A 20,271-nucleotide genomic window follows, 5' to 3' on the forward strand; every position below is an offset into this window, starting at 1 on the left:
AGGAGTGCACCCCATGCTCCAGAGCTCCCGCCAGGATGGCGCCCAGCGCATGGCGCCCTCGCCCTCCTGCGCCGGCTGCGGCCACGCCGCCGTCTGCCAGGCCAGCGGCTATGACCGCCCCGAACTGTCAGGGCTTCGCCATATCGCAGAGCGCGTCGGCCCCATGCGCACGGGCGAATACCTCTATCGCCCCATGTCACCCTTCCGCGCGCTCTATGCGGTGCAGACGGGCATGGCCAAGACCGTGGCCGTCGACGTGGCGGGGCGCGAGCAGGTGCTCGCCTTCCACCTGCCCGGCGAAGTGATCGGCCTGGACGCCATGGAGCGCGAAGTGCACGACAACGCCGTGGTGGCGCTGGGCAAGACGCAGTTCTGCCGCTTCCCCTACCCGGCCGTGCGCCAGGTCGCCACCCAGCAACCGGAAGTGCCGTGGCATCTCGTGCAGTCGGCGAGCCAGCGCATTTCGCGTCTGCAGCTCAGCAGCGGCAACTACATGGCCGAGGAACGCTTCGCCGCCTTCCTGGTCGACCTGCGCGACCGGCGGGCCGTGCTCGGCCTGCCGTCGGATTACCTGCCGCTACCGATGTCCCGCGCCGATATCGGCAATCATCTGCGCCTGACCACGGAGACGATCAGCCGCCTGCTCGGCCGCTTCCGCGAGCGTGGCTGGGTGCGGGCTGATCGCCTGGGCCTGCACATCACCGATCTTCCGGCGTTGCGGACGCAGGGGCAGTCGCTGTTGATGCACTGACCGCTTCCGCCCCCGGCCTGGCTGCCTGCCGCAGGGCAGCCTGCAGCAGCCGGCGCTGAACGCGCTCGCCCAGGCCAGACGGACGAGCCAGGCCCATGCGATCGACGGCCTCGTCCTCGCCACCGACCGCATGGCCCGGAGCCACCACGGCGCGAACGAGCTCCGCCTTGCCACGCCAGGTGGTGCTGCGCCGCTTGAGCCAGTCCAGCGCAGGCAGCAGGCGCTGCTCCACCTCGGTGAAATCGCTGCCGAACGGAAAGGGCGGCAACTGCCCTTTCAATCGCCACGGCGCCAATACCTGTTGCAGGTGCTCGGGACGATTGTTGCGCCAGCGCTCGGGAATCTGGAAATCCGCCGCCAGCTTGCCATGCGCCTTTGCCTCCGCGCACAGGGCGTCGATGAAACGCGCATCGGCAATGGAAAGCATCGCCTCCACGCATTCGCTGTCGGTCTTGCCACGCAGGTCGGCCACGCCGTATTCGGTCACGTACAGGTCGCGCAGATGGCGCGCGATGGTCGTGTGGCCATAGTTCCAACGGATATTGGTTTCGACGCCGCCAGACCCTTGCCGGGTCGAGCGCAGCATCAGCACCGACCGGCCATCAGGCAACTCGTGCGCCATCGCCACGAAGTTGTACTGACCACCCACGCCGCTCACCACGTCGCCGTTTTCGAGACCGTCCGACACCGCCGAACCCAGCAGCGTCGCCATCATGCAGGTGTTGAAGAATCGCGCGCCGCGTCGCTGCAGCGACGCCAGCATCTGGTGGTCGCCGTACAGCTGATTGACGTTGGAGACGCGGCACATGTCCAGCGCATCCGGGTCGCTCGCATCCAGCTCGGCAAGCCAGCGATACAGCTCGCGTGAGCCCAGGAAGAACGCGCCCCGCAAATAGTGCCCGCCCGGCGTGCCCGGCGACAGGCGCCCGGCCGCGGCGGCGCGCTCCAGCGCCATGTTGTCCCACGCGCGACGCTTGAGGATGCCTGCGCGCTGCAGGTGCATGAAACCGTCCATCACCATTTCGCTGGCGCCATACAGGCCGGTGCGAAACGGTGCGAGCCCGCCCATGCGGGCCGCGAGCGCGTGCGTGCTGCCGCGCGGATCGAGCGCCACCAGCGCGCGGCGCCACTGCGTGTTGTCTTCCTGCCGCCAGCGCAGGCCACACACCAGGGCATCGGACAAGGCGCCGATGCCGATCTGCAGACAGCCACCGTCGCGCACCAGGGCGCTGGCGTGCATGCCCAGCGCGTACTCGACGAGGTCGATGGGCTGGCGCGGCAGGGCAAACAACGGCGGGGAAGTGTCAGGACGCAGTTCAACGTCGAAATACTCTCGCCCCACTTCGGCGTGCCCGGTGATGTACGGCAGGTCCGGATGCACCACGGCCACGCACAGCGGCCGCGGCTTGCCGGACTGCACCACGCGATCGATGAAATCGAACGTCAGGTCCGGGTTGCAGGAAAGACTGTAGCGCACGCCTTCCGGTGTTTCGCGGCGCGCCACCAGTTGCACGAGCAGGTTGATGTCCTGCACGGCGAGGTCGCGCGCCACGTGCGTGTAGTTCTGGCTGATGTAGTTGCGCTGCGCACTGCCCGAATGCAGCAGCGCGCCCGACTGCATGTAGAACTCGTGCACCGCCACGTTGGACGGCAACTGGTTGCGCGCCTGGTCCACCGCGTATTCGGGATCCACCGCATCCGCACCGAAATGCCGCTCCACGAACGGCTTCACGAAGCGCGCCTCCAGCCCGGGTGCGGGGTGTGGGCGCGTCAACGACAGCGCGGTGTAGAGCGACAGCGAGCGCGACGTATCGGCCTTGGTCAGGCGATAGAGCGCGTTGAGCAATTCATGGGGCTTGCCCAGCCCGAGAGGAGCGGCGACGCGCAGGTCAGGGCCGATCCTTTCGGCGATCTGCTGTGCGCATGTTTCGGTGTCGGTATGACATTGCTCTGGCGACATGGAGCGATACGGCCGAGTCGATGTTGCGTATTGGTGACATGGCAGAAGTGAATACGGCTTGAAGACGCCCCGAACGCATGCCCTACACTCCCGGCCATGAGTCGACCCGCCGCACCCTTCCATGCCCGCCTGCTTGCCGAACAGGCGTTGAGCCGCGCCGCAGGCGCGCCGTTGCTGGCCGGCAATCACGTTGAGTTGCTGATCGACGCCGCCGCCCATTTCGAAGCATGGCTGGCCGCGATCCGTGGCGCGAAGGAACGCGTGCTGCTGGAGAACTACATCATCCGCAACGACGCCGTGGGCCGCGCCTTCCGCGACGCCCTGGTCGAATGCGCGCGGCGCGGCGTGTTCGTAGCGGTGGTCTACGACTGGCTTGGCTGCAAGGGCCAGTCGCGGGACAGCTTCTGGGCACCGTTGCGCATTGCCGGCGGACAGGTGCGCGCGTTCAATCCCCCGCAACTGGGGCAACCGTTTGGCTGGATCAGCCGCGATCACCGCAAGCTGCTGGTGGTTGATGGCGCGCAAGGTTTCCTGTCCGGCGTGTGCATCAGCGAAAAATGGCTGGGCGACCCGGCCAAGGGCATAGCGCCCTGGCGAGACACCGGCGTCGCCCTGCAGGGCCCTGCGGTGATCGAACTGGAGCAGGCCTTTGCCGAGAGCTGGGCAAGCATCGGCACGCCGCTGCCGCCCCTGGCACCCGCCCCCGCGAACATCCCTGCCGGCAAGGTGGCGCTTCGCGTTATCGCAACCCAGCCCGCCACGGCCGGCATGTACCGCCTCGACCAGTTGATCGCCGCCATGGCGCGCAAGACGCTGTGGCTGACGGACGCGTACTTCGTCGGCGTCGCCCCATACGTGCAGGCACTGGCCGCCGCCGCGCGCGATGGCGTGGACGTGCGCCTGCTGGTGCCGGGCAGCAGCGATATCCCCATGGTGGCCGGCATGTCGCGCTCGGGCTATCGCCCCCTGCTGAAGGCAGGCATCCGCGTGTTCGAATGGAATGGCTCCATGCTGCACGCCAAGACCGCCGTGGCCGATGGCCTGTGGGCGCGGGTGGGCTCATCCAACCTCAATATCGCCAGTTGGCTGAGCAACCGCGAGATCGACGTGGCCGTGGAAGACGCCGGCTTCGCCGGACAACTTGCCGAGCAATACGAGCGCGACCTGCGGGGCGCCACCGAGATCGTGCTCACCCCCAGCCGCTGGCGCCGCCATGCGGATCACGTGCGAAGCAGCCAGGAACGAACACCCCGCGCCGGCCCCATGGGCGGCAGCTCAGGACGCGCGGCAGCCGGTGCCCTGCGCATCGCTAATACGGTGGGGGCAGCGTTGACGGATCGCCGGGTACTGGGAGACACCACCACCGGACCGCTGTTGGCCGGTGTACTCGCGCTGCTCGTGCTTGCGGCCGTGGCCATCTTCTGGCCCGCCGTCATAGGCTGGCCGCTGGGCGTGGTGGCCATGTGGTTCGCGCTGAACTTCGGGATTCGGGCCTGGCGGCTGCGCCAGCGGTTCAGACAGCTCACCGTCGAACAGGAAGACGAAACCTGAATGCACAATCTTTAGCTAATACATAAAGATAGAAACCATGCCTTAGGCCGGGGCTACGCTAGGTGGGCCAAGCGGATGTAATCCCTGCATTCGCGGGACGAATCTCATGTTAGGCTCGCCCCTTCATGCGCTCGCCAGACGATTACAGCTCCGACCAGGTCGGCCCGCCGTCCCGCCAGATCCTCACCCCCAGCTCGCTCAACCGGCTGGTGCGGGATCTGCTGGAAGACGCGCTGCCGCTGATCTGGATCGAAGGCGAGCTGTCCAACGTCGCCCGCCCCGCGTCGGGACACATCTATTTCACCCTGAAGGACGCCAGCGCCCAGGTGCGTTGCGCCATGTTCCGCCCCAAGAGCACGTGGCTGAAATTCCGTCCGGCCGACGGCATGCACGTGCTGGTGCGGGCGCGTGTCGGGCTCTACGAGCCACGCGGCGAATTCCAGCTGGTCGCGGAACATATGGAGCCGGCCGGCGAAGGCGCGCTGCAGCGCGAGTTCGAGCAGCTCAAGGCGCGGCTGGATGCCGAAGGCCTGTTCGACCCCGCCCGCAAGCGGCCCCTGCCCCGCTACGCGCGCCGGATCGGCGTGATCACCTCGCCCACCGGCGCCGCCATCCGCGACGTGCTCAGCGTGATGTCGCGACGCTGGCCACTGGTCGACGTGGAGGTGCTGCCTGTCCCCGTGCAGGGACGCGAGGCACCACCCGCCATCGTGCAGATGTTGCGCAAGGCTTCAACCAGCGGACGCTACGACGCCTTGCTGCTGACGCGTGGCGGAGGGTCACTGGAAGACCTGTGGGCCTTCAACGACGAACAGGTGGCACGCGCCATCCATGCCAGCGCGGTGCCGGTGGTGTCGGCCGTGGGCCATGAGATCGACTTCAGCATCGCCGACTTCGTGGCCGACCTGCGCGCACCCACGCCGTCGGCCGCCGCCGAGCTGCTGGTACCGGACGCCCATGCACTGCATCGCCATCTCGGCCAACTGCAGCAGCGGCTCGTCACGTTGGAACAACGACGGCTACAGGCACGCATCCAGCGCGTCGACCACCTTTTCGCGCGCCTGCAGGCTCAGCGGCCGCAGGCACGTCTGGCGCGCGATCGCGAGCGCCTGACCCACCTGCATCGCCGCCTGCTGGGCGTGCAGCGCGAACAGACGCAGCTCCGCCGGAACCGACTGGAGCGTGTGCATGCACAACTCCTCGCCCAGCACCCAAGACTGCGCCTGACGCTGCTGCAACGCCGCTCGGCTGAATTGATGCAGCGCCTGCGTCACGCCATCGAGCGCAAGCTCGAACGCGAGCAGCTCAACCTTCGGCAGTCCGGCCGCGCGTTGCACGCCATCAACCCGCTGGCCACGCTGGAGCGCGGCTATGCCATCCTGTTCGACAAGGACGGCAAGGTTTTGCGCTCTGCGGCAGGTGTGGACGCAGGCACCCCATTGCGGGCGCGGCTGGCGGATGGCGAGTTGCCGCTGATGGTGACGAAGAAAGACACGTAGTCGCGAGTCCGAGTCGCGCACAGGGTGCGCTCCCGCAGGAGTACCGCGCACTTGTGGGAGCGCACCCTGTGCGCGACGGCTCTTGCCTCACCTCACATGCCGTGAACGAGCCGTACTGCATCCTTCGCGCTTCCACACGAGGAGCGAGGCATGAAGGCAGCGCAGTTGTTCGTGAAGGCACTGGAAGCCGAAGGCGTGCACAGCATCTTTGGCGTACCGGGCGAAGAGAACCTGGACTTCGTCGAAGCGTTGCGCGAATCCTCCATCCGCCTCATCGTCACCCGCCACGAGCAGGCGGCCGGCTTCATGGCAGCCACGTGGGGACGACTGACGGGCGAGGCTGGCGTGGCCCTGTCCACGCTGGGTCCGGGCGCCACGAACCTGGTGACGGCTGCCGCCTATGCCCAGCTCGGCGCCATGCCCATGCTGATGATCACCGGCCAGAAGCCGATCCGCGAGCACAAGCAGGGCCTGTTCCAGCTGGTCGACGTGGTCGACATGATGCAGCCGCTGACCAAGTACACGCGGCAGATCGTGTCTGCCGCGACCATCCCGGCGCGTGTGCGCGAGGCGTTCCGCCGCGCTGAAGAGGAGCGCCCGGGTGCCGTGCACCTGGAGCTTCCCGAAGACATCGCCCGAGACTCGGTCGACGAGGCCATCCTGCTGCCCACGGGATACGCCCGCCGCCCCGCGCCGGACGAGGCGGCCTTGGTGCAGGCCGCCGAAGCGATCAGCCGCGCCAAGCACCCGATCCTGATGATCGGCGCTGCCGCGAACCGACAGCGCACCACCGTCGCCCTGCGCGATTTCGTCGACAAGCTCGGCATCCCCTTCTTCACCACGCAGATGGGCAAGGGCGTGATCGACGAAGACCACCCGCTGTGGCTGGGCAACGCGGCGCTCTCGGATGGCGACTTCGTGCATCGCGCCATCGATGCCGCCGACGTGATCATCAATGCGGGCCACGACGTGGTGGAGAAACCGCCATTCTTCATGCGCAAGGGACGCCGTACCGTCATCCACATCAACTTTTCCAGCGCCGAGGTGGATGCGGTGTACTTCCCGCAGATCGAGGTGGTCGGCGACATCGCCCACACCATCGAGCGCCTTACCGATGCCCTGCAGCCGCAGGAGCACTGGAACTTCAGCTTCTTCAACCGCGTGCGCGACGCCTTCCACAAGCAGCTGGAGGAGCACTCGCGCGACGACCGTTTCCCCATGCACCCGGTGCGGGTGGTGGACGACACGCGCCGCTACATGCCTGACGACGGCGTGCTGTGCCTGGACAACGGCATGTACAAAATCTGGTACGCGCGCTACTACCGCGCCCGCCAGCCGAACACCGTATTGTTGGACAACGCGCTCGCCACCATGGGTGCCGGCCTGCCCTCGGCGATGGCCGCGAAGATGGTCTATCCGGAGCGCAAGGTGCTCGCCATCTGCGGCGACGGTGGCTTCATGATGAACGCGCAGGAGTTGGAAACCGCCGTGCGCCTGAAGCTGGACCTGGTGATCCTGCTGCTGCGCGACGACGCCTACGGCATGATCCGCTGGAAACAGGGCGAGATGGGCTACCCCGATTACGGCATGGTGTTCGGCAACCCGGACTTCGTCGCCTTCGCCGAGGCGCATGGCGCGCATGGGCATCGCCCCGGCAGCGCCGACGAATTCCTGCCGACCCTGGAGCGCGCATTCAACGCGGGCGGCGTGCACCTGATCGACCTGGTCATCGACTACTCGGACAATCACCGCATTCTCAACCAAGACATTCCGCGGCTCAGCGCAGCCGTCTGACCGCCTACGAGCCGGAGCCCTCCATGCTTGCCAAGAGTTACCCGTATTACCTCGCCAACCAGCCGCAGACATCCAAGGAGATGATGGACGTGCTGGACAAGTACAGCGGCAAGGTGGCCACCCGGGTCGCCGTACCCGATGCCAAGGCTGTCGAGAAGGCGATTGCCGCCGCCGTGAAGGCAACCGTTCCCATGCGCGAATTCAAGCCCTGGGCACGACAGGCCGTGCTGGCGCATTGCGTGCAGCGTTTCAAGGAGCGCCGCGAAGAGCTGGCCTATGCGCTTTGCGTGGAAGCGGGCAAGCCGATCAAGGATTCCGACGGCGAGGTCACGCGCCTGATCGAAACCTTTTTCATCGCGGCGGACGAAGCCGTGCGCATCAACGGCGAAACGATCAACCTGGACCTCGCCAAGCGGCTCGATGGCTACCACGGCTACACCAAGCGGGTACCGCTGGGCCCGGTGTCGTTCATCACGCCGTTCAATTTCCCGCTGAACCTGGTGGCGCACAAGGTGGCGCCTGCCATCGCGGCAGGCTGCCCCTTCGTACTGAAGCCGGCGGAGCGCACGCCCATCGGCGCGCTCATCATCGGCGAAGTGCTGGCGGAGACGGATCTACCCAAAGGCGCGTTCTCCGTCCTCAATCTCGACGGCAAGCATGCCGGTCCGCTGGTGGAAGATCCCCGCTTCAAGCTGCTCTCCTTCACCGGCAGCCAGATCGGCTGGGATCTGAAAGCGCGCGCCGGCCACAAGAAGGTGACGCTGGAACTCGGCGGTAACGCGGCCTGCATCATCGATGCGGACCAGGGGCCGCATCTGGACCACGTCATCGACCGGCTGGTGTTCGGCGCGTTCTACCAGTCCGGCCAGAGCTGCATCAGCGTGCAGCGCATCTATGCGCACGAGTCGCTGTATGAAGAACTGAAAAAGCGCCTCGTCGCCGCCGTGAAGAAGCTCAAGGCAGGCGACCCGAAGAAGAAGGACACCTTCCTCGGCCCGATGATCGACGAAGCCGCCGCCGAGCGGCTGCACGGTTGGATCGAGGAAGCGCGCAAGGCCGGCGGCAAGGTGTTGTGCGGCGGCAAGCGCAACGGCGCCATGCTCGAAGCCACGCTGATGGAAAACGTACCCACCAGCGCCAAGGCCCATCGACAGGAAGCCTTCGGCCCGTTCGCCCTGCTCTCGCCGTTCCGCACCTTCGACGAGGTCGTGGACATGGTCAACGACTCCGACTACGGCCTGCAGGCCGGCATCTTCACCGACAGCCTGTCCAACGCCATGCGTGCGTGGAACGAACTCGATCAGGGCGGCGTCATCGTCAATGACATACCAAGCTTCCGTGTCGACAACATGCCCTATGGCGGCGTGAAGTTGTCCGGCATCGGCCGCGAAGGCGTGCGCTGGGCCATCGAAGACATGACGGAGCTGCGTCTCATGGTGATGCGCGAGCGCTGATTCCGTTGCAAACCGGCCAGCCGCCACGACGCGACAGGAACGTTGCGACCGTGGCGGACCGCCCTCTGGCTGTCACCTGCCTGTCTTGCGTCAGTGTTTAGCTTGCGCGGGACCGACTATGAGGGCACGTCATGCAGACCGAAGCCGCCGTCGTCTCCGCCAGTGCGCCATCGCGCCAGGGTTCCGGTCGGTTCTTCGCCGTGATATTCGGCGTGATTCTGCTGATCGGTGCAGGCTATGCCGGCATGCACCTGGTGCAGGATCTCTCCACGGTCCATGTGCGATCGCTCGCGCCCTTCATCCTGCTGGGCGTGGCGCTGCTCATCGCACTGGGCTTTGAGTTCGTCAATGGCTTCCATGACACCGCCAACGCGGTGGCCACGGTGATCTACACCAACTCCATGCCGCCCAACATGGCGGTGATCTGGTCAGGCGCGTTCAATTTCCTTGGCGTGCTGATGTCCTCAGGCGCCGTGGCTTTCACGGTGGTGTCGCTGCTGCCGGTGGAGCTGATCCTGCAAGTGGGTGGGCAAGCCGGTTTTGCGATGGTGTTCGCGCTGCTGATCGCGGCCATTCTGTGGAACCTGGGCACCTGGTATTTCGGGCTGCCGAACTCCTCGTCGCACACGCTGATCGGTTCGATCATCGGCGTCGGCCTGGCCAACCAGCTTATTTCCACGCACAGCGGCGCCAGTGGCGTGAACTGGGATGCCGCCATGGGCGTATTCAGGGGCCTGGTCTTCTCGCCCATCGCCGGCTTCCTGCTCGCCGGCCTGCTCATGCTGCTGCTCAAGCAACTGGTGAAGATTCCCGCGCTGTACCGCGCGCCGGAGGGCAAGACACCGCCACCGTGGCCCATCCGCGCGCTGCTGGTGCTCACGTGCACCGGCGTGAGCTTCAGCCATGGCTCCAACGACGGCCAGAAAGGCATGGGCCTGATCATGCTGATCCTGATCGGCACCGTGCCCACGGCCTATGCCCTGAACGGTGCGGTATCCGGCGGGCAGGTAAAAACCTTTCACCAGGTATCGGTGGACGCGCAGCGCGTGCTCGGTGGCCTCGCCGGTAACGTGACGTTTGACGGCGACCCGCGTGCCGCCATCACCAGCGCCGTGCAACAGCGCGCCGCGCAGCCCTCCACGGCCTCCGCACTGGCCTTGCTGATCGGGCAGATCGACCACGAAGTGGGCAATCGTCCGTCGCTCAAGTCCGTGCCGCCGGAACAGATGGGCAACGTGCGCAACGACATCTACCTCGCCAACTCCGCCATTCCCCTGGTGCTGGCCCAGCCGGGGCTCGGCAAGGACCAGACCGCCACGCTGACTAGTTGGCGCGGCCTCGGCACGCAGGCCATCCAGTTCATTCCGCCGTGGGTGAAGGTGGCCGTGGCCCTGGCCCTGGGGCTGGGCACGATGGTGGGCTGGAAGCGCATCGTGGTGACGGTGGGAGAAAAGATCGGCAAGGAGCACCTGACCTACGCGCAGGGCGCCTCGGCCGAACTGGTGGCGATGGGGCTGATCCAGGCCGCCGACATGTACCACCTGCCGGTCAGCACCACCCATGTGCTCACCTCGGGCGTGGCCGGCACCATGGCCGCCAACGGTTCCGGCCTGCAATGGGCGACCGTGCGCAACCTGCTGATGGCCTGGGTGCTCACCCTGCCCGCATCGATCCTGCTCGCCGGCGGCCTGTACGTTGTCCTCCGGCAGGTCTTCTGAGCGTTGACTTGCCCGTGGGTGCGGGCGACCGGCCGCCCACGGGTGGTTGCATGGTGGTCTTCACGCGTCTGGCGTCGCGCTAACGGCTATTGTTCAATAATCAAGCCTGCCAAGGTGGGCCAAGGCCGTCGCGTCCCTATCAGGAGCTTGCCGGATGCACTCGAAGATTGTCCCGTGGCTCGGCGCACTGCTGCTGACCACCTCCGCCTGGGCGCAGCACGCACCCGCGCCCGCCGGCACGGCACCCCCACCGCCGGCGCCAGCGGGTGCCGTCCAGCTGCAGACCGTCACCGTGCGAGGCGAACAGCCGGGGCCGGCCTTGTGGGAGGTGCGCCGTGGCGACCACGTGCTGTGGATCGTCGGCACGCTGTCGCCCCTGCCCAAACACGCCGAATGGCAATGGACCAAGCTGGAGCAGGCGCTGTCCCGCTCCACGGAACTGCTGGAAGCACCCTCCGCCCGCCTGAAGATGCCGCCCAGCCTCTTCTCGCGCCTGGCCCTGCAACCGTCCGCCAAGCTCAACCCGGGCGGCGGCACGCTGCAGCGCCTGCTGTCGCCGGACATGTACGAGCGCTGGCTTGCGCTGCGCCACCAGTACCTTGGCGACGACGATGCGCTGCAGTTCATGCGCCCGATCATCGTGGCCCAGCGGCTCTACGAAAAGGCATTGGCCGCGAACGACCTGACCAATGACATCGACGTCGCCGGCATGGTGGAGAAGCTGGCCCACCACCACGGCGTGCGCGTGATCGGCGTGCGCTACGAATTGGTGGTGACCCACGCCCCGCCCGCCAAAACCTCCGACCAGGATCAGCAACAGGGCATCGCCTGCCTCGACGAAACCATGCGACTGGTCGAGCACGACATGCCCAAGCTGACCGAGCGCGCGAACGCCTGGGCCACCGGCGACATGAAGACGCTGCAGGGGCTGATGCCGCAGAAAAGCTACGAGCCGTGCATTGTCTCGTCGATCAATGGCGACTTCGAGCACCAGCTCAACATCCCCGACCTTCCGCAACGCATCGAGTCCGCGTGGATGGAAGCCGCCGATGCCGCACTTGTGCGCAACCGGCACACGGTGGCGATACTGTCGATGGACCAGTTACTGTCCTCCGACGGTTATCTCGCCAAGCTCAAGGAGCGCGGCTATGTCGTGCGCGCGCCGGAAGACGTGCAGCCCTGAGCCCCGCGACCTGACGCCAACAAAAAGGCCGCGCACCCTTCGATGCGCGGCCCTTCTTCAAGCAGTAACCCCTCCGACTATCGCTTCGTGCCGTACAACGAGGCAGCATCTGCCTTGAACGACTCGGCGCTGCCAGGACGGCTGTAGAACATGTGGCCACCCGGGTAAACCGCCAGCTTCACGCGCTGCGTCTGCCCGAAGGTCGGCATCTGGTCGATGATCAGCTGCGAGGTGAAGAACGGGCACGACAGGTCGTTGTAGCCGTGCACGATCAGCACCTTCATGTTCGGGTCGTTGCCGATGGCCTTGCGCAGATCCGCCACCGGCTTGTCGTCCGCGTCGCCACGATCCCAGGCCTTGTTGACGGCGTAGGACAGCGCTTCGTAGTGGGCGTCCGTCTTCCAGCCGACCTCGCGCGTCACGAAATCCACCATCGCACTGGTGGTGGGCGCCAGCAGCGCCTCGAGGATCGGGTCGCCCGACTGGCGTTCCGCCGAACCCGGGAACGGGTCGAACGCCGTGACGTTGGAGTCGTACACGCTGCCGATCTTCTTCTCGTTGCGATGTACTTCGCGCAGGTAGGTGGCGATGTCCACGCGGCCATCCAGTCGCGCCACCACCGCCGGGTCAAGCCCCGTATAGGCCGACACCTTCTGCACCATGCGACCAATCGCGCCCGGGTCCGAACGACCAGCCAGGAAGTCGGTGACGAACTGCGTGCGCACGTATTTCTCTACATCCTCCATGGCGGACGGGGTGAGCCTGCCCTGGCTTTCGAGATGCGCAGCCGTCATCGACGGCAGGTTGATCATCCACGGCAGCGGCGACAACGCGTCGCCATCGCCGATGGCCGCCGGGTCGAGATACGGCGACACCATCACCAGGCCGTTGACGCCCACGCCCATGCGCGTCTGCAGCTCATAGGCGATGCGCGGCGCGCGATAGCCGCCATAGCTTTCACCCATCACGTACTTGGGCGCGCGCAGGCGGCCGTGCTTGACCAGCCAGTCGTACACCACGCGGGAGAGATACTTGATGTCCGCCTCGGTGGCGTAGAAATCCTTCTTGGACTGGTCCTCATCTTCCAGCGAACGCGAGAAGCCGGTGCCGACGGGGTCGATGAACACCAGGTCGCTCATGTCGAGCCAGGTGTTGGGATTGTCCTTGGTGACGGCGGCATCGGAGGGCGCATCGCCATCCACGCCGAACTGGATGCGCTTGGGACCGATGGCGCCCATGTTGAGGTACACCGACGACGCACCCGGACCGCCATTGAAGGCGAACGTCACCGGGCGATGCGGGTCGTTGCCCGGCGCCACGTACGAGGTGTAGACCACGTCGGCGATCTTCTTGCCCTTGGCATTGCGCACCGGAATGGTGCCCACCGTCGCCTCGTAGGACACGGTGCGCCCACCGACGCGCACGCTTTGCTTGACGGTCTTGTCGGCGGGCAGCGCCGGCAGGTCGCTCTCGGGCTTCTTGTCCGCACCTTCGGCCGCTGGCTTGGCGTCCTTGCCTTCGGCCGCATGGGCCGCCCAGGGCGACATCGCGACACCCAGCACAAACACTGCCGCGCACAGCACGGCTCCACGCCCAAGTCGGGCGAAACGACCTCGAACAGGCAGATCAGGATTCATCGACACTCTCACGCATAACCCACGGGAATCGCCCGGCAGGACGCGCGGGCGAAACGCCATAGATGCGGGAAGCGGCACCGCGTCACCAGTGCCGTAAGACAGGGTCAAGTGCTGGCGATGGCGCGCCCTCGCTAGCCGCCCGCCGGCACCGGGGCGACCTCGCCGCGCGGACGAGCCCCCATCACGACCAACCAGAGCACGAAGGCCACCTCACCCAGTTGCAGCGGGAAGGCGATGCTGCTGACCGTGTCCTCGTACTGGGGCAACACCACGCCCGCCACGCACAGCGCCAGATAGGCCAGGCCATTGAGGATCAGCCAGTAACCCAGGAAGCGCGGCAGGAAGCGCGAGCGGATCACCAATGCGGCCAGCGGGAACAGCCACAGGCCCCAGAACATTTCCGCGCAGGAGATCGCCCCTCCATGCATGCGCAGGAACAGCATGGCCAGCGCATCGCGCTGCGACGGGTCGAGCGACGCGAAGACATCGCCGCCATGCACCAGGAGAAGCGCGGCAACGTCGTTGAGGGTGTTGAAGAAATACAGCGGGGTATCCATGAAGCCGAGCACGAACATCAGCGCGGCCAGCTTTTTATCGACACCCTTGAACAGGTGGTAGAGGGTGAAGGTCAGGAACAGGCTGACGACGCCCGTCAGCAGGTCACCAAAAATCCCCAGCCGGAACAGCAGCTCGTGCGCCGCGATGTTGTGGGCCGTGGCGGCCGCATCGCCATGGACGAAAAGCTGTCCCGGGATATAGATGAGACGGAATGGCGCGATCAGCGTCAGCGCCAGGTAGATCAGGCCGGCGACTCTGGCATCGCGCTTAAGCGTGGTCATGGACTGGTCCCCCTGGAACGATCGACCGCGCCACTGTCACCCGGGAGCAAGGCCAGCCGCAAGAATGACTGATGGGATGGTGGCCGTTGGCAGCCGTCCCCGCGACGCCCTGTTCGCCAGGCTGGCTCCGTCAATCCGGCACGCCGGCCTTCTCGGCATCGCCCACCTTGACCGTGCCCGTCCACACCGCATCGCGTATGCGGAAATACTCCTTGGCGTCCCAGCGCCACGCCACATACAGGTAGCCGCAGCCCGTGATGGGAGCGCCATCGATCGACTTAGCGCCACAGGCCGGCATAGGGTCCGCCCCGAAGGCAAAACCGAGCCCCGGATTGGCGGCGGCGAATTGCGCACGCGTCAGCGTCTCCACGCTGCTGGCGCCAAAGCCCAGATACGAGCCGGTCATCTCGCCCTTTGCCTGCCGCAGCTCTTTCGCCATGCGCGGCTTGGCAACGGCGTCGCCATACACGACGGACAATTGCGCCAGCGTGGCCGTCGCCTGCGCGCGCTGCGCGGCATCCAGTGTCTTCCAGAGCTCGTCCCGCGTGGCGACATAGCGGGGATAACCACGTTCCGCGGCGAGCGACAGCCATGCATAGGCCGTCGCCGGATCGCGTTCCACGCCTTCCCCGTGCAGATACATCAGGCCGATGCTGAGCTGCGACAGCTTGTCGGCGTAGCGGGCGCCGAGCCTGAAATACTCCATAGCCTTGGCGTAATTGCCGTCGGCGTAGTAACGCATGCCGGCGAACTCGCCGAACTCGTCCGGGTGTCCCCAGGTGGAGGTCCGCCCCATGGCGGCCAGCACTTCCCTGGATGCCGGGTCTTCCATCGATGCCGCCAACGCGGCACCAGCGACCAAGGACAACAAGACCGTCAAGCCGATGCGCTTCGCTTCCATGACCACCCTCCCCTCCTGGAGCCGGTGTACGGCCCGGGCATTTCAAGGCCGCCCGCATCCATGCCGCGTGAAGAAAAGACCTCCGCGGATTCAGGCGACCTCTTGCCACTGGTAGTAACGCCGATGGGCCAGCTGCAGCAGATGCCTGTCCTCCGGAGTGTCACCATAGGCATAGATCAGCGGATAGCTCGCCAGGTCATAAGCCTCCGCGACACGCCGCGACTTCTCCGCATTCACGCACTGCGCGCCCCGGTAGCGCCCGGTAAGGCGTCCGCCGCGTGATTCGAGGCGCGAGCAGAGCAGCTCCAGCCCATGGTCGCGGCACCAGTGGGACAGATACACGTCCAGCGCGCCGGACACGACCACGATGCGGTCGCCCTGCGCCTTGTGCCATTGGATGCGATCCATCGCGTGCTCACGCAGCACGCCGGGAAGTTCGGCGCGGGCAAAGTCGGCACCCAGCGCGAATGCCCGTGTCTCGGGAACGCCGCGCAGCCCCATGTGCACCGCGCAGCGGCGCATCAGGCTGGGCGATACCCAGCCGAGCTTGTAGCCGGCCACCATGGGACCGAGCAGCGCGGCACCCAACAGGCGGCGTCGCGGCGACACCGCAAATTCAATGAAGGGGCGGAACATCTCCCGCGTGGTGATCGTTCCATCGAAATCGAACAAGGCAAGATTCATGACGCTCCCTGGCCGCCAGCCATGGCGGGCGGCGCATGGTTGGTCGTGCAAGCGCAGGCGTCAAGTGCGCTCACGGCACGGGCTCGGCATCCACCATCCGCAGTCGTGCCACGTCGCGCAAGGGCGGCGCGCCGAAATTGCGGCTGTATTCGCGACTGAACTGCGAGGGACTTTCATAGCCCACGCGGTGCGCCGCCGTGGCGACGTCGCACAGGCCAGCCAGCAGCAGGCGGCGCGCCTCGTGCAGACGCAGTTGCTTCTGGTACTGCAGCGGGCTCATGGCCGTGATCGCGCGAAAATGATGATGCAGCGAGGACGCACTCATGTTCATCCGCGCGGCCAGCTCTTCGATGCGCAGGGGTTCGTCGTAGTGCCTGCGCAGCCATTCGATGGCGCGCGAAATCTGATGACTCTGGCTGCCCGACGTGGCGATCTGCGCCAGTCGCGGGCCCTGTTCACCGCTCAGCAGCCGATAAAGCAGTTCGCGCTCGATCAGCGGACCGAGCACCGCCAGGTCACGCGGCGCATCCAGCAGGCGCGCGAGGCGCAGCAGCGGATCGAGCAGGCCGCCATCGAGCGGGCTGATGGAAAGCCCGGATGCCGACGCCACGGCGGTGCGCGGCATGTTCACCTCGGGCAGCAGCTCGCGGATGCGCTGCACGTCCAGCCGGAAGGTCAGGCACAGGCACGGCTCGTCGCGCGATGCCCGCACCACCTGGGACGACACCGGCACATCCACGGCCGTCACCAGATAGGACTTCGGCTCATGCAGGAACGCCTGCTGCCCAAGCAGGATCTGCTTGGCGCCCTGCAGGGCGAGGCCGAGACCGGGCTCGTACATGGCGCAGGTCGGCACGCCAGTGGAATTGGCACGGAACAGCGAGAGCGCCGGCCAGGCGGTGGCATGCACGCCCTCTTCGGGCGCCAATTGTTCAAGCCTTGCTGTCAATTCCTCGCAATCCTGTGCGATACGCGCGGGAGCGAGGGCATGGGAAAGTTTATCGATCATGGACTTGCCATCGATTTGTACAGGACAAGATTGCCCGTTCCTGCACTGCATGGCGAGCCTCTCGGGACTGACCTTGCAGGATCAGGCAAGCATCTCGCAGGATCCGGCTACCTTGGCGTGCCGTGGGGCGGCCATACTGCGCCACCTCGCCGTACCGTCCCCAAGGAGTCATGCCATGACGTTTCCTACCCGCGGCTATGCCGCCCAGTCCGCCACCACGCCGCTGGCCCCGTTCCAGTTCGAGCGCCGCGCGCCTCGCCCGGATGACGTAGTGATCGACATCCTCTACTGCGGCGTCTGCCACTCGGACATCCATCAGGCGCGCAATGAATGGCACGGCAGCATGTATCCCATGGTGCCCGGCCATGAAATCGTCGGTCGCGTCAGCGCCGTGGGCAGTGCCGTGACGAAATTCAAGGCAGGCGACACCGTGGGCGTCGGCTGCATGGTCGATTCCTGCCAGCACTGCGCCTCGTGCAACACCGGCCTCGAGCAGTACTGCGAGCAAGGCGCCACCTGGACCTACAACGACAAGGATCGCCAGGACGGCTCACTGACCTTCGGCGGCTATTCCGAGCGCATCGTGGTGTCGGACAAGTTCGTGGTGTCCATCTCCGACAAGCTGGACCTGAAGGCCGCCGCCCCGCTGCTGTGCGCCGGCATCACCACGTGGTCGCCACTGCGCCACTGGAACATCGGCAAGGGCAGCAAGATCGCCGTGATCGGCCTGGGCGGCCTGGGCCACATGGGCCTGAAGTTCGCCAAGGCGATGGGCGCCGACGTCACCTTGTTCACCCGTTCGCCAGGCAAGGAAGAGGAAGCACGCCGCCTGGGCGCGGACCACGTGGTGCTGTCGACCGATGCCCAGCAGATGGCCGCCGTCGCGCGCCAGTTCGAATTCATCCTCGACACGGTGCCCTCCCCGCATGACCTCAACCCGTACCTGGACACGCTCGCCATCAACGGCGTGATCTGCCTGGTCGGCCTGCTCGAACCGCTGGAGCCGGCCGTGCAGACGGCCAAGGTGATCCTGGGCCGCCGCTCCATCTCGGGCTCGGCCATCGGCGGCATCGGCGAGACGCAGGAGATGCTCGACTTCTGCGCCGAGCACGGCATCGTCAGCGACATCGAAGTGATCGACATGAAGGACATCAACGCCGCGTACGAGCGCGTCGTGAAGAGTGACGTCCGCTATCGCTTCGTGATCGACATGGCTTCGTTGAAAGCGGCCTGATTCACGAGTCACCAGCAGAACTCGATGGCACTTCGACATCCGTCATCCCGGCGAAGGCCGGGATCCAGTGGCGACAACCGATGAAAGTGCAAGGCACCTATCAGGACTGACGTCACTGGAATCCGGCCTTCGCCGCAATGACAGGTTTGTGATGTGGAGGAGTTTTGCAGGCAACGCCATATCCAGGGCGACGCTGATCGCCCTCTTGCCCCGCCAAACCGGCCCTTACACGGCCGGTTTTGTTTTGGCACCCAGATGCCGGCTGGCCTCGTGCGCCTCGCGCAGGCGCCGCGCGTGCGCCTTGAGCAGGTCGCCACGCGTGATGATACCCACCATGCGGCGCCCGTCCGGCGCCACCACGACCAGCCGACCCACGTCGGCTTCGACCATATGGTCGGCGGCCTCGCGCAGCGTGTGGTCCTCGCGCACCACGATGGGCGCACGACTCAACAGCGATTGCACCGTGGCATCGGCGGGCGTACTGGCACGCAGCAGGTCCCGACGGGTTAGCACGCCCAGCAGATGACCATCGCCGTCCACCACCGGGAAGCCCTGATGCTTCGCCGGCGCCGTGTCCGTCGCCAGCCACGCCTGCACCTCGCCCACCGTCTCCATGGCGCGCAGGCTGACCACCTGGCGGCTGCAGGCGTCGCCCACGGCAATACGCTCCAGCCAGTCCGCCGCGTACTCCGCCGGCACGCGCACGCCGCGGCGCGCGATCTTCTCGGTCATGATCGTGTTGCGCATCATCAGCCCCGAAACCAGGTAGGCCGCGGCGCACGCGCCCAGCAGGGGCAGCAGGCCATGCGGCTGCTGCGTGGTTTCGAAAGCGAACACCACCGAGGTGAGGAACGCACGCGAGGCGCCCGCGAAAATCGCCGCCATGCACACCAGAGCGGCCACGCGCGGATCCACGTGCAGCCACGGCATCCACATCACGCACAGCAGGCCCAGTACGCCACCCAGCGCACTGCCGATGGTGAACAGCGGCGCGAGCGTGCCGCCCGACGTGCCGCTGCCCAGCGCCACCGACCATGACAGCAGCTTCATCAGGCACAACGACAACATGCCAGCCAGACCGATCTGGCCGGCGATCAGCGCACCGATGTTGGTGTAGCCCACGCCCAGCGTGGCTGGCATGAAGTAACCCACGACACCCACCACGACACCGCCGATGGCGGGCCACCACATCCAGTGGATGGGCAGCTTCTCGAAGCCATCCTCGATGGCATAGGTGAGCTTGGTGATGCCGACGCTCGCCACGCCAGTGATGATGCCCATCAGGATATAGGCCACCACCGCGCTCAGCGTCGGCGTATCGACGGTCGGCATCGGGAACATCGGCTCGTTGCCTTCCAGCATGTAGCGCACACCGGTGCCCATGACGGCAGCGAGCGCCACCGGAATCAGCGAACGGGCGCGGCGTTCGAACAGCAACAGCTCGATGGACAGCAGCACCGAGGAAATCGGCGCCGAGAACACCGCCGCCATGCCAGCCGCCGCACCCGCGGCAAGCAGCGTCTTGCGCTCATCGGCTGTCACGCGCAGCAGCTGGCCGATCAGCGAGCCTAGCGCGCCGCCGGTGGCGATGATCGGACCCTCGGCGCCGAACGGGCCACCGGTGCCTATGGCAATGGCCGAGGACACCGGCTTCAGCCAGGTAATGCGCGGCGGAATCTTGCTCTCGTTGAGCAACACCTGCTCCATCGCCTCGGGGATGCCGTGGCCGCGAATGGCGCGCGAGCCCCAGCGCGCCATCGCACCGACGATCAGGCCGCCGACCACCGGCACGGCGACCACCCACAGGCCCAGGTGGTTGCCCGCCGGGCTGCTGAACTCCGTGCTGATGCGGCCGTAGAACGCGAGGTTGGTGACCAGCCCGATCAACGCCGTCAGCAGGCGCGCCACCCCAGCCACGACCGACCCCAGCAGCATCGCAAGGAAGCAGATCCACAACACCCGGCGCCCCAGCGGCCGGAAACGGCGCGGCATATGAGCGTCGCTGAGCGTGGGATCCAGCGATGGGGCAAGCGGAAGCGCCGCACGCGAGTGCGGGT

At 66.4% G+C, this 20,271-nt stretch carries 15 protein-coding genes; 8 read left to right on the forward strand and 7 right to left on the reverse strand.

Features of this window, described 5'->3' with window-relative positions:
• Positions 1–13: 13 nt before the first annotated feature.
• Positions 14–751 carry a Crp/Fnr family transcriptional regulator gene (locus HY57_RS13915; RefSeq protein WP_051821644.1) on the forward strand — a complete coding sequence of 246 codons (738 nt, stop codon included), beginning with the start codon at positions 14–16 and terminating at the stop codon, positions 749–751.
• On the opposite strand, the gene HY57_RS13920 is transcribed toward HY57_RS13915, so the two are convergent.
• Positions 699–2,711 (reverse strand): acetyl-CoA hydrolase/transferase C-terminal domain-containing protein, encoded by a 2,013-nt coding sequence (locus HY57_RS13920; RefSeq protein ID WP_019465968.1) that lies wholly within the window; start codon positions 2,709–2,711, stop codon positions 699–701. The two genes, HY57_RS13915 and HY57_RS13920, sit on opposite strands and share 53 nt — an antisense overlap.
• Before the next feature lie 96 nt (positions 2,712–2,807).
• Here HY57_RS13920 and HY57_RS13925 point away from each other — a divergent pair, with 96 nt between their 5' ends.
• The 6 genes from HY57_RS13925 (at position 2,808) to HY57_RS13950 (ending at position 11,910) form a co-directional block, all read left to right on the forward strand.
• Positions 2,808–4,262 carry a phospholipase D-like domain-containing protein gene (locus HY57_RS13925; RefSeq protein ID WP_019465967.1) on the forward strand — a complete coding sequence of 485 codons (1,455 nt, stop codon included), beginning with the start codon at positions 2,808–2,810 and terminating at the stop codon, positions 4,260–4,262.
• A gap of 125 nt (positions 4,263–4,387) precedes the next feature.
• The gene (gene xseA, locus HY57_RS13930; RefSeq protein WP_019465966.1) at positions 4,388–5,761 is read left to right on the forward strand and encodes an exodeoxyribonuclease VII large subunit; all 1,374 of its coding nucleotides are present in this window, start codon (positions 4,388–4,390) and stop codon (positions 5,759–5,761) included.
• 150 nt (positions 5,762–5,911) lie between these two features.
• Entirely contained in the window at positions 5,912–7,555 is a 1,644-nt protein-coding gene (locus HY57_RS13935; protein ID WP_019465965.1) for an acetolactate synthase large subunit, read from the forward strand.
• 23 nt (positions 7,556–7,578) lie between these two features.
• Positions 7,579–9,009: an aldehyde dehydrogenase family protein gene (locus HY57_RS13940; RefSeq protein ID WP_019465964.1), complete on the forward strand. Its 1,431-nt coding sequence runs from the start codon at positions 7,579–7,581 to the stop codon at positions 9,007–9,009.
• Between the two features lie 131 nt (positions 9,010–9,140).
• A complete protein-coding gene (locus tag HY57_RS13945) occupies positions 9,141–10,727 on the forward strand; it encodes an inorganic phosphate transporter (RefSeq protein ID WP_019465963.1) in 1,587 nt (528 codons plus the stop codon).
• A gap of 154 nt (positions 10,728–10,881) precedes the next feature.
• Positions 10,882–11,910, forward strand: coding sequence for a TraB/GumN family protein (locus HY57_RS13950; RefSeq protein ID WP_019465962.1), 1,029 nt, complete (start codon positions 10,882–10,884; stop codon positions 11,908–11,910).
• Positions 11,911–11,987: 77 nt separating this feature from the next.
• Here the strand turns inward: HY57_RS13950 and HY57_RS13955 are convergent, their stop codons facing one another.
• The 5 genes from HY57_RS13955 to HY57_RS13975 form a co-directional block, all read right to left on the reverse strand.
• Positions 11,988–13,457 (reverse strand): S10 family peptidase, encoded by a 1,470-nt coding sequence (locus HY57_RS13955; protein ID WP_050997939.1) that lies wholly within the window; start codon positions 13,455–13,457, stop codon positions 11,988–11,990.
• A 221-nt stretch (positions 13,458–13,678) separates the two neighbouring features.
• The gene (locus HY57_RS13960; RefSeq protein ID WP_019465960.1) at positions 13,679–14,386 is read right to left on the reverse strand and encodes a DUF4386 domain-containing protein; all 708 of its coding nucleotides are present in this window, start codon (positions 14,384–14,386) and stop codon (positions 13,679–13,681) included.
• Positions 14,387–14,516: 130 nt separating this feature from the next.
• Positions 14,517–15,287 (reverse strand): tetratricopeptide repeat protein, encoded by a 771-nt coding sequence (locus tag HY57_RS20940; RefSeq protein ID WP_019465959.1) that lies wholly within the window; start codon positions 15,285–15,287, stop codon positions 14,517–14,519.
• Positions 15,288–15,377: 90 nt separating this feature from the next.
• Positions 15,378–15,971 (reverse strand): HAD family hydrolase, encoded by a 594-nt coding sequence (locus HY57_RS13970; protein ID WP_019465958.1) that lies wholly within the window; start codon positions 15,969–15,971, stop codon positions 15,378–15,380.
• Positions 15,972–16,041: 70 nt separating this feature from the next.
• Positions 16,042–16,980, reverse strand: a complete 939-nt coding sequence (locus HY57_RS13975; protein WP_081500678.1) for an AraC family transcriptional regulator — start codon at positions 16,978–16,980, stop codon at positions 16,042–16,044.
• Positions 16,981–17,155: 175 nt separating this feature from the next.
• Here HY57_RS13975 and HY57_RS13980 point away from each other — a divergent pair, with 175 nt between their 5' ends.
• Entirely contained in the window at positions 17,156–18,214 is a 1,059-nt protein-coding gene (locus HY57_RS13980; RefSeq protein ID WP_019465956.1) for an NAD(P)-dependent alcohol dehydrogenase, read from the forward strand.
• 225 nt (positions 18,215–18,439) lie between these two features.
• On the opposite strand, the gene HY57_RS13985 is transcribed toward HY57_RS13980, so the two are convergent.
• The gene (locus tag HY57_RS13985) at positions 18,440–20,206 is read right to left on the reverse strand and encodes a chloride channel protein (RefSeq protein ID WP_019465955.1); all 1,767 of its coding nucleotides are present in this window, start codon (positions 20,204–20,206) and stop codon (positions 18,440–18,442) included.
• Between the last annotated feature and the right edge of the window lie 65 nt (positions 20,207–20,271).

Origin of the sequence: Dyella japonica A8 (genome assembly GCF_000725385.1) — a bacterium.
Lineage (GTDB): Bacteria > Pseudomonadota > Gammaproteobacteria > Xanthomonadales > Rhodanobacteraceae > Dyella > Dyella japonica_C.

Excerpts from the sequence above, each read along its gene's own strand:
- HY57_RS13915 (WP_051821644.1), top strand. The coding sequence starts at position 14 with ATGCTCCAGAGCTCCCGCCAGGATGGCGCCCAGCGCATGGCGCCCTCG.
- HY57_RS13920 (WP_019465968.1), bottom strand. The coding sequence starts at position 2,711 with ATGTCGCCAGAGCAATGTCATACCGACACCGAAACATGCGCACAGCAG.
- HY57_RS13925 (WP_019465967.1), top strand. The coding sequence starts at position 2,808 with ATGAGTCGACCCGCCGCACCCTTCCATGCCCGCCTGCTTGCCGAACAG.
- xseA (WP_019465966.1), top strand. The coding sequence starts at position 4,388 with ATGCGCTCGCCAGACGATTACAGCTCCGACCAGGTCGGCCCGCCGTCC.
- HY57_RS13935 (WP_019465965.1), top strand. The coding sequence starts at position 5,912 with ATGAAGGCAGCGCAGTTGTTCGTGAAGGCACTGGAAGCCGAAGGCGTG.
- HY57_RS13940 (WP_019465964.1), top strand. The coding sequence starts at position 7,579 with ATGCTTGCCAAGAGTTACCCGTATTACCTCGCCAACCAGCCGCAGACA.
- HY57_RS13945 (WP_019465963.1), top strand. The coding sequence starts at position 9,141 with ATGCAGACCGAAGCCGCCGTCGTCTCCGCCAGTGCGCCATCGCGCCAG.
- HY57_RS13950 (WP_019465962.1), top strand. The coding sequence starts at position 10,882 with ATGCACTCGAAGATTGTCCCGTGGCTCGGCGCACTGCTGCTGACCACC.
- HY57_RS13955 (WP_050997939.1), bottom strand. The coding sequence starts at position 13,457 with ATGTCGCCCTGGGCGGCCCATGCGGCCGAAGGCAAGGACGCCAAGCCA.
- HY57_RS13960 (WP_019465960.1), bottom strand. The coding sequence starts at position 14,386 with ATGACCACGCTTAAGCGCGATGCCAGAGTCGCCGGCCTGATCTACCTG.
- HY57_RS20940 (WP_019465959.1), bottom strand. The coding sequence starts at position 15,287 with ATGGAAGCGAAGCGCATCGGCTTGACGGTCTTGTTGTCCTTGGTCGCT.
- HY57_RS13970 (WP_019465958.1), bottom strand. The coding sequence starts at position 15,971 with ATGAATCTTGCCTTGTTCGATTTCGATGGAACGATCACCACGCGGGAG.
- HY57_RS13975 (WP_081500678.1), bottom strand. The coding sequence starts at position 16,980 with ATGATCGATAAACTTTCCCATGCCCTCGCTCCCGCGCGTATCGCACAG.
- HY57_RS13980 (WP_019465956.1), top strand. The coding sequence starts at position 17,156 with ATGACGTTTCCTACCCGCGGCTATGCCGCCCAGTCCGCCACCACGCCG.
- HY57_RS13985 (WP_019465955.1), bottom strand. The coding sequence starts at position 20,206 with ATGCCGCGCCGTTTCCGGCCGCTGGGGCGCCGGGTGTTGTGGATCTGC.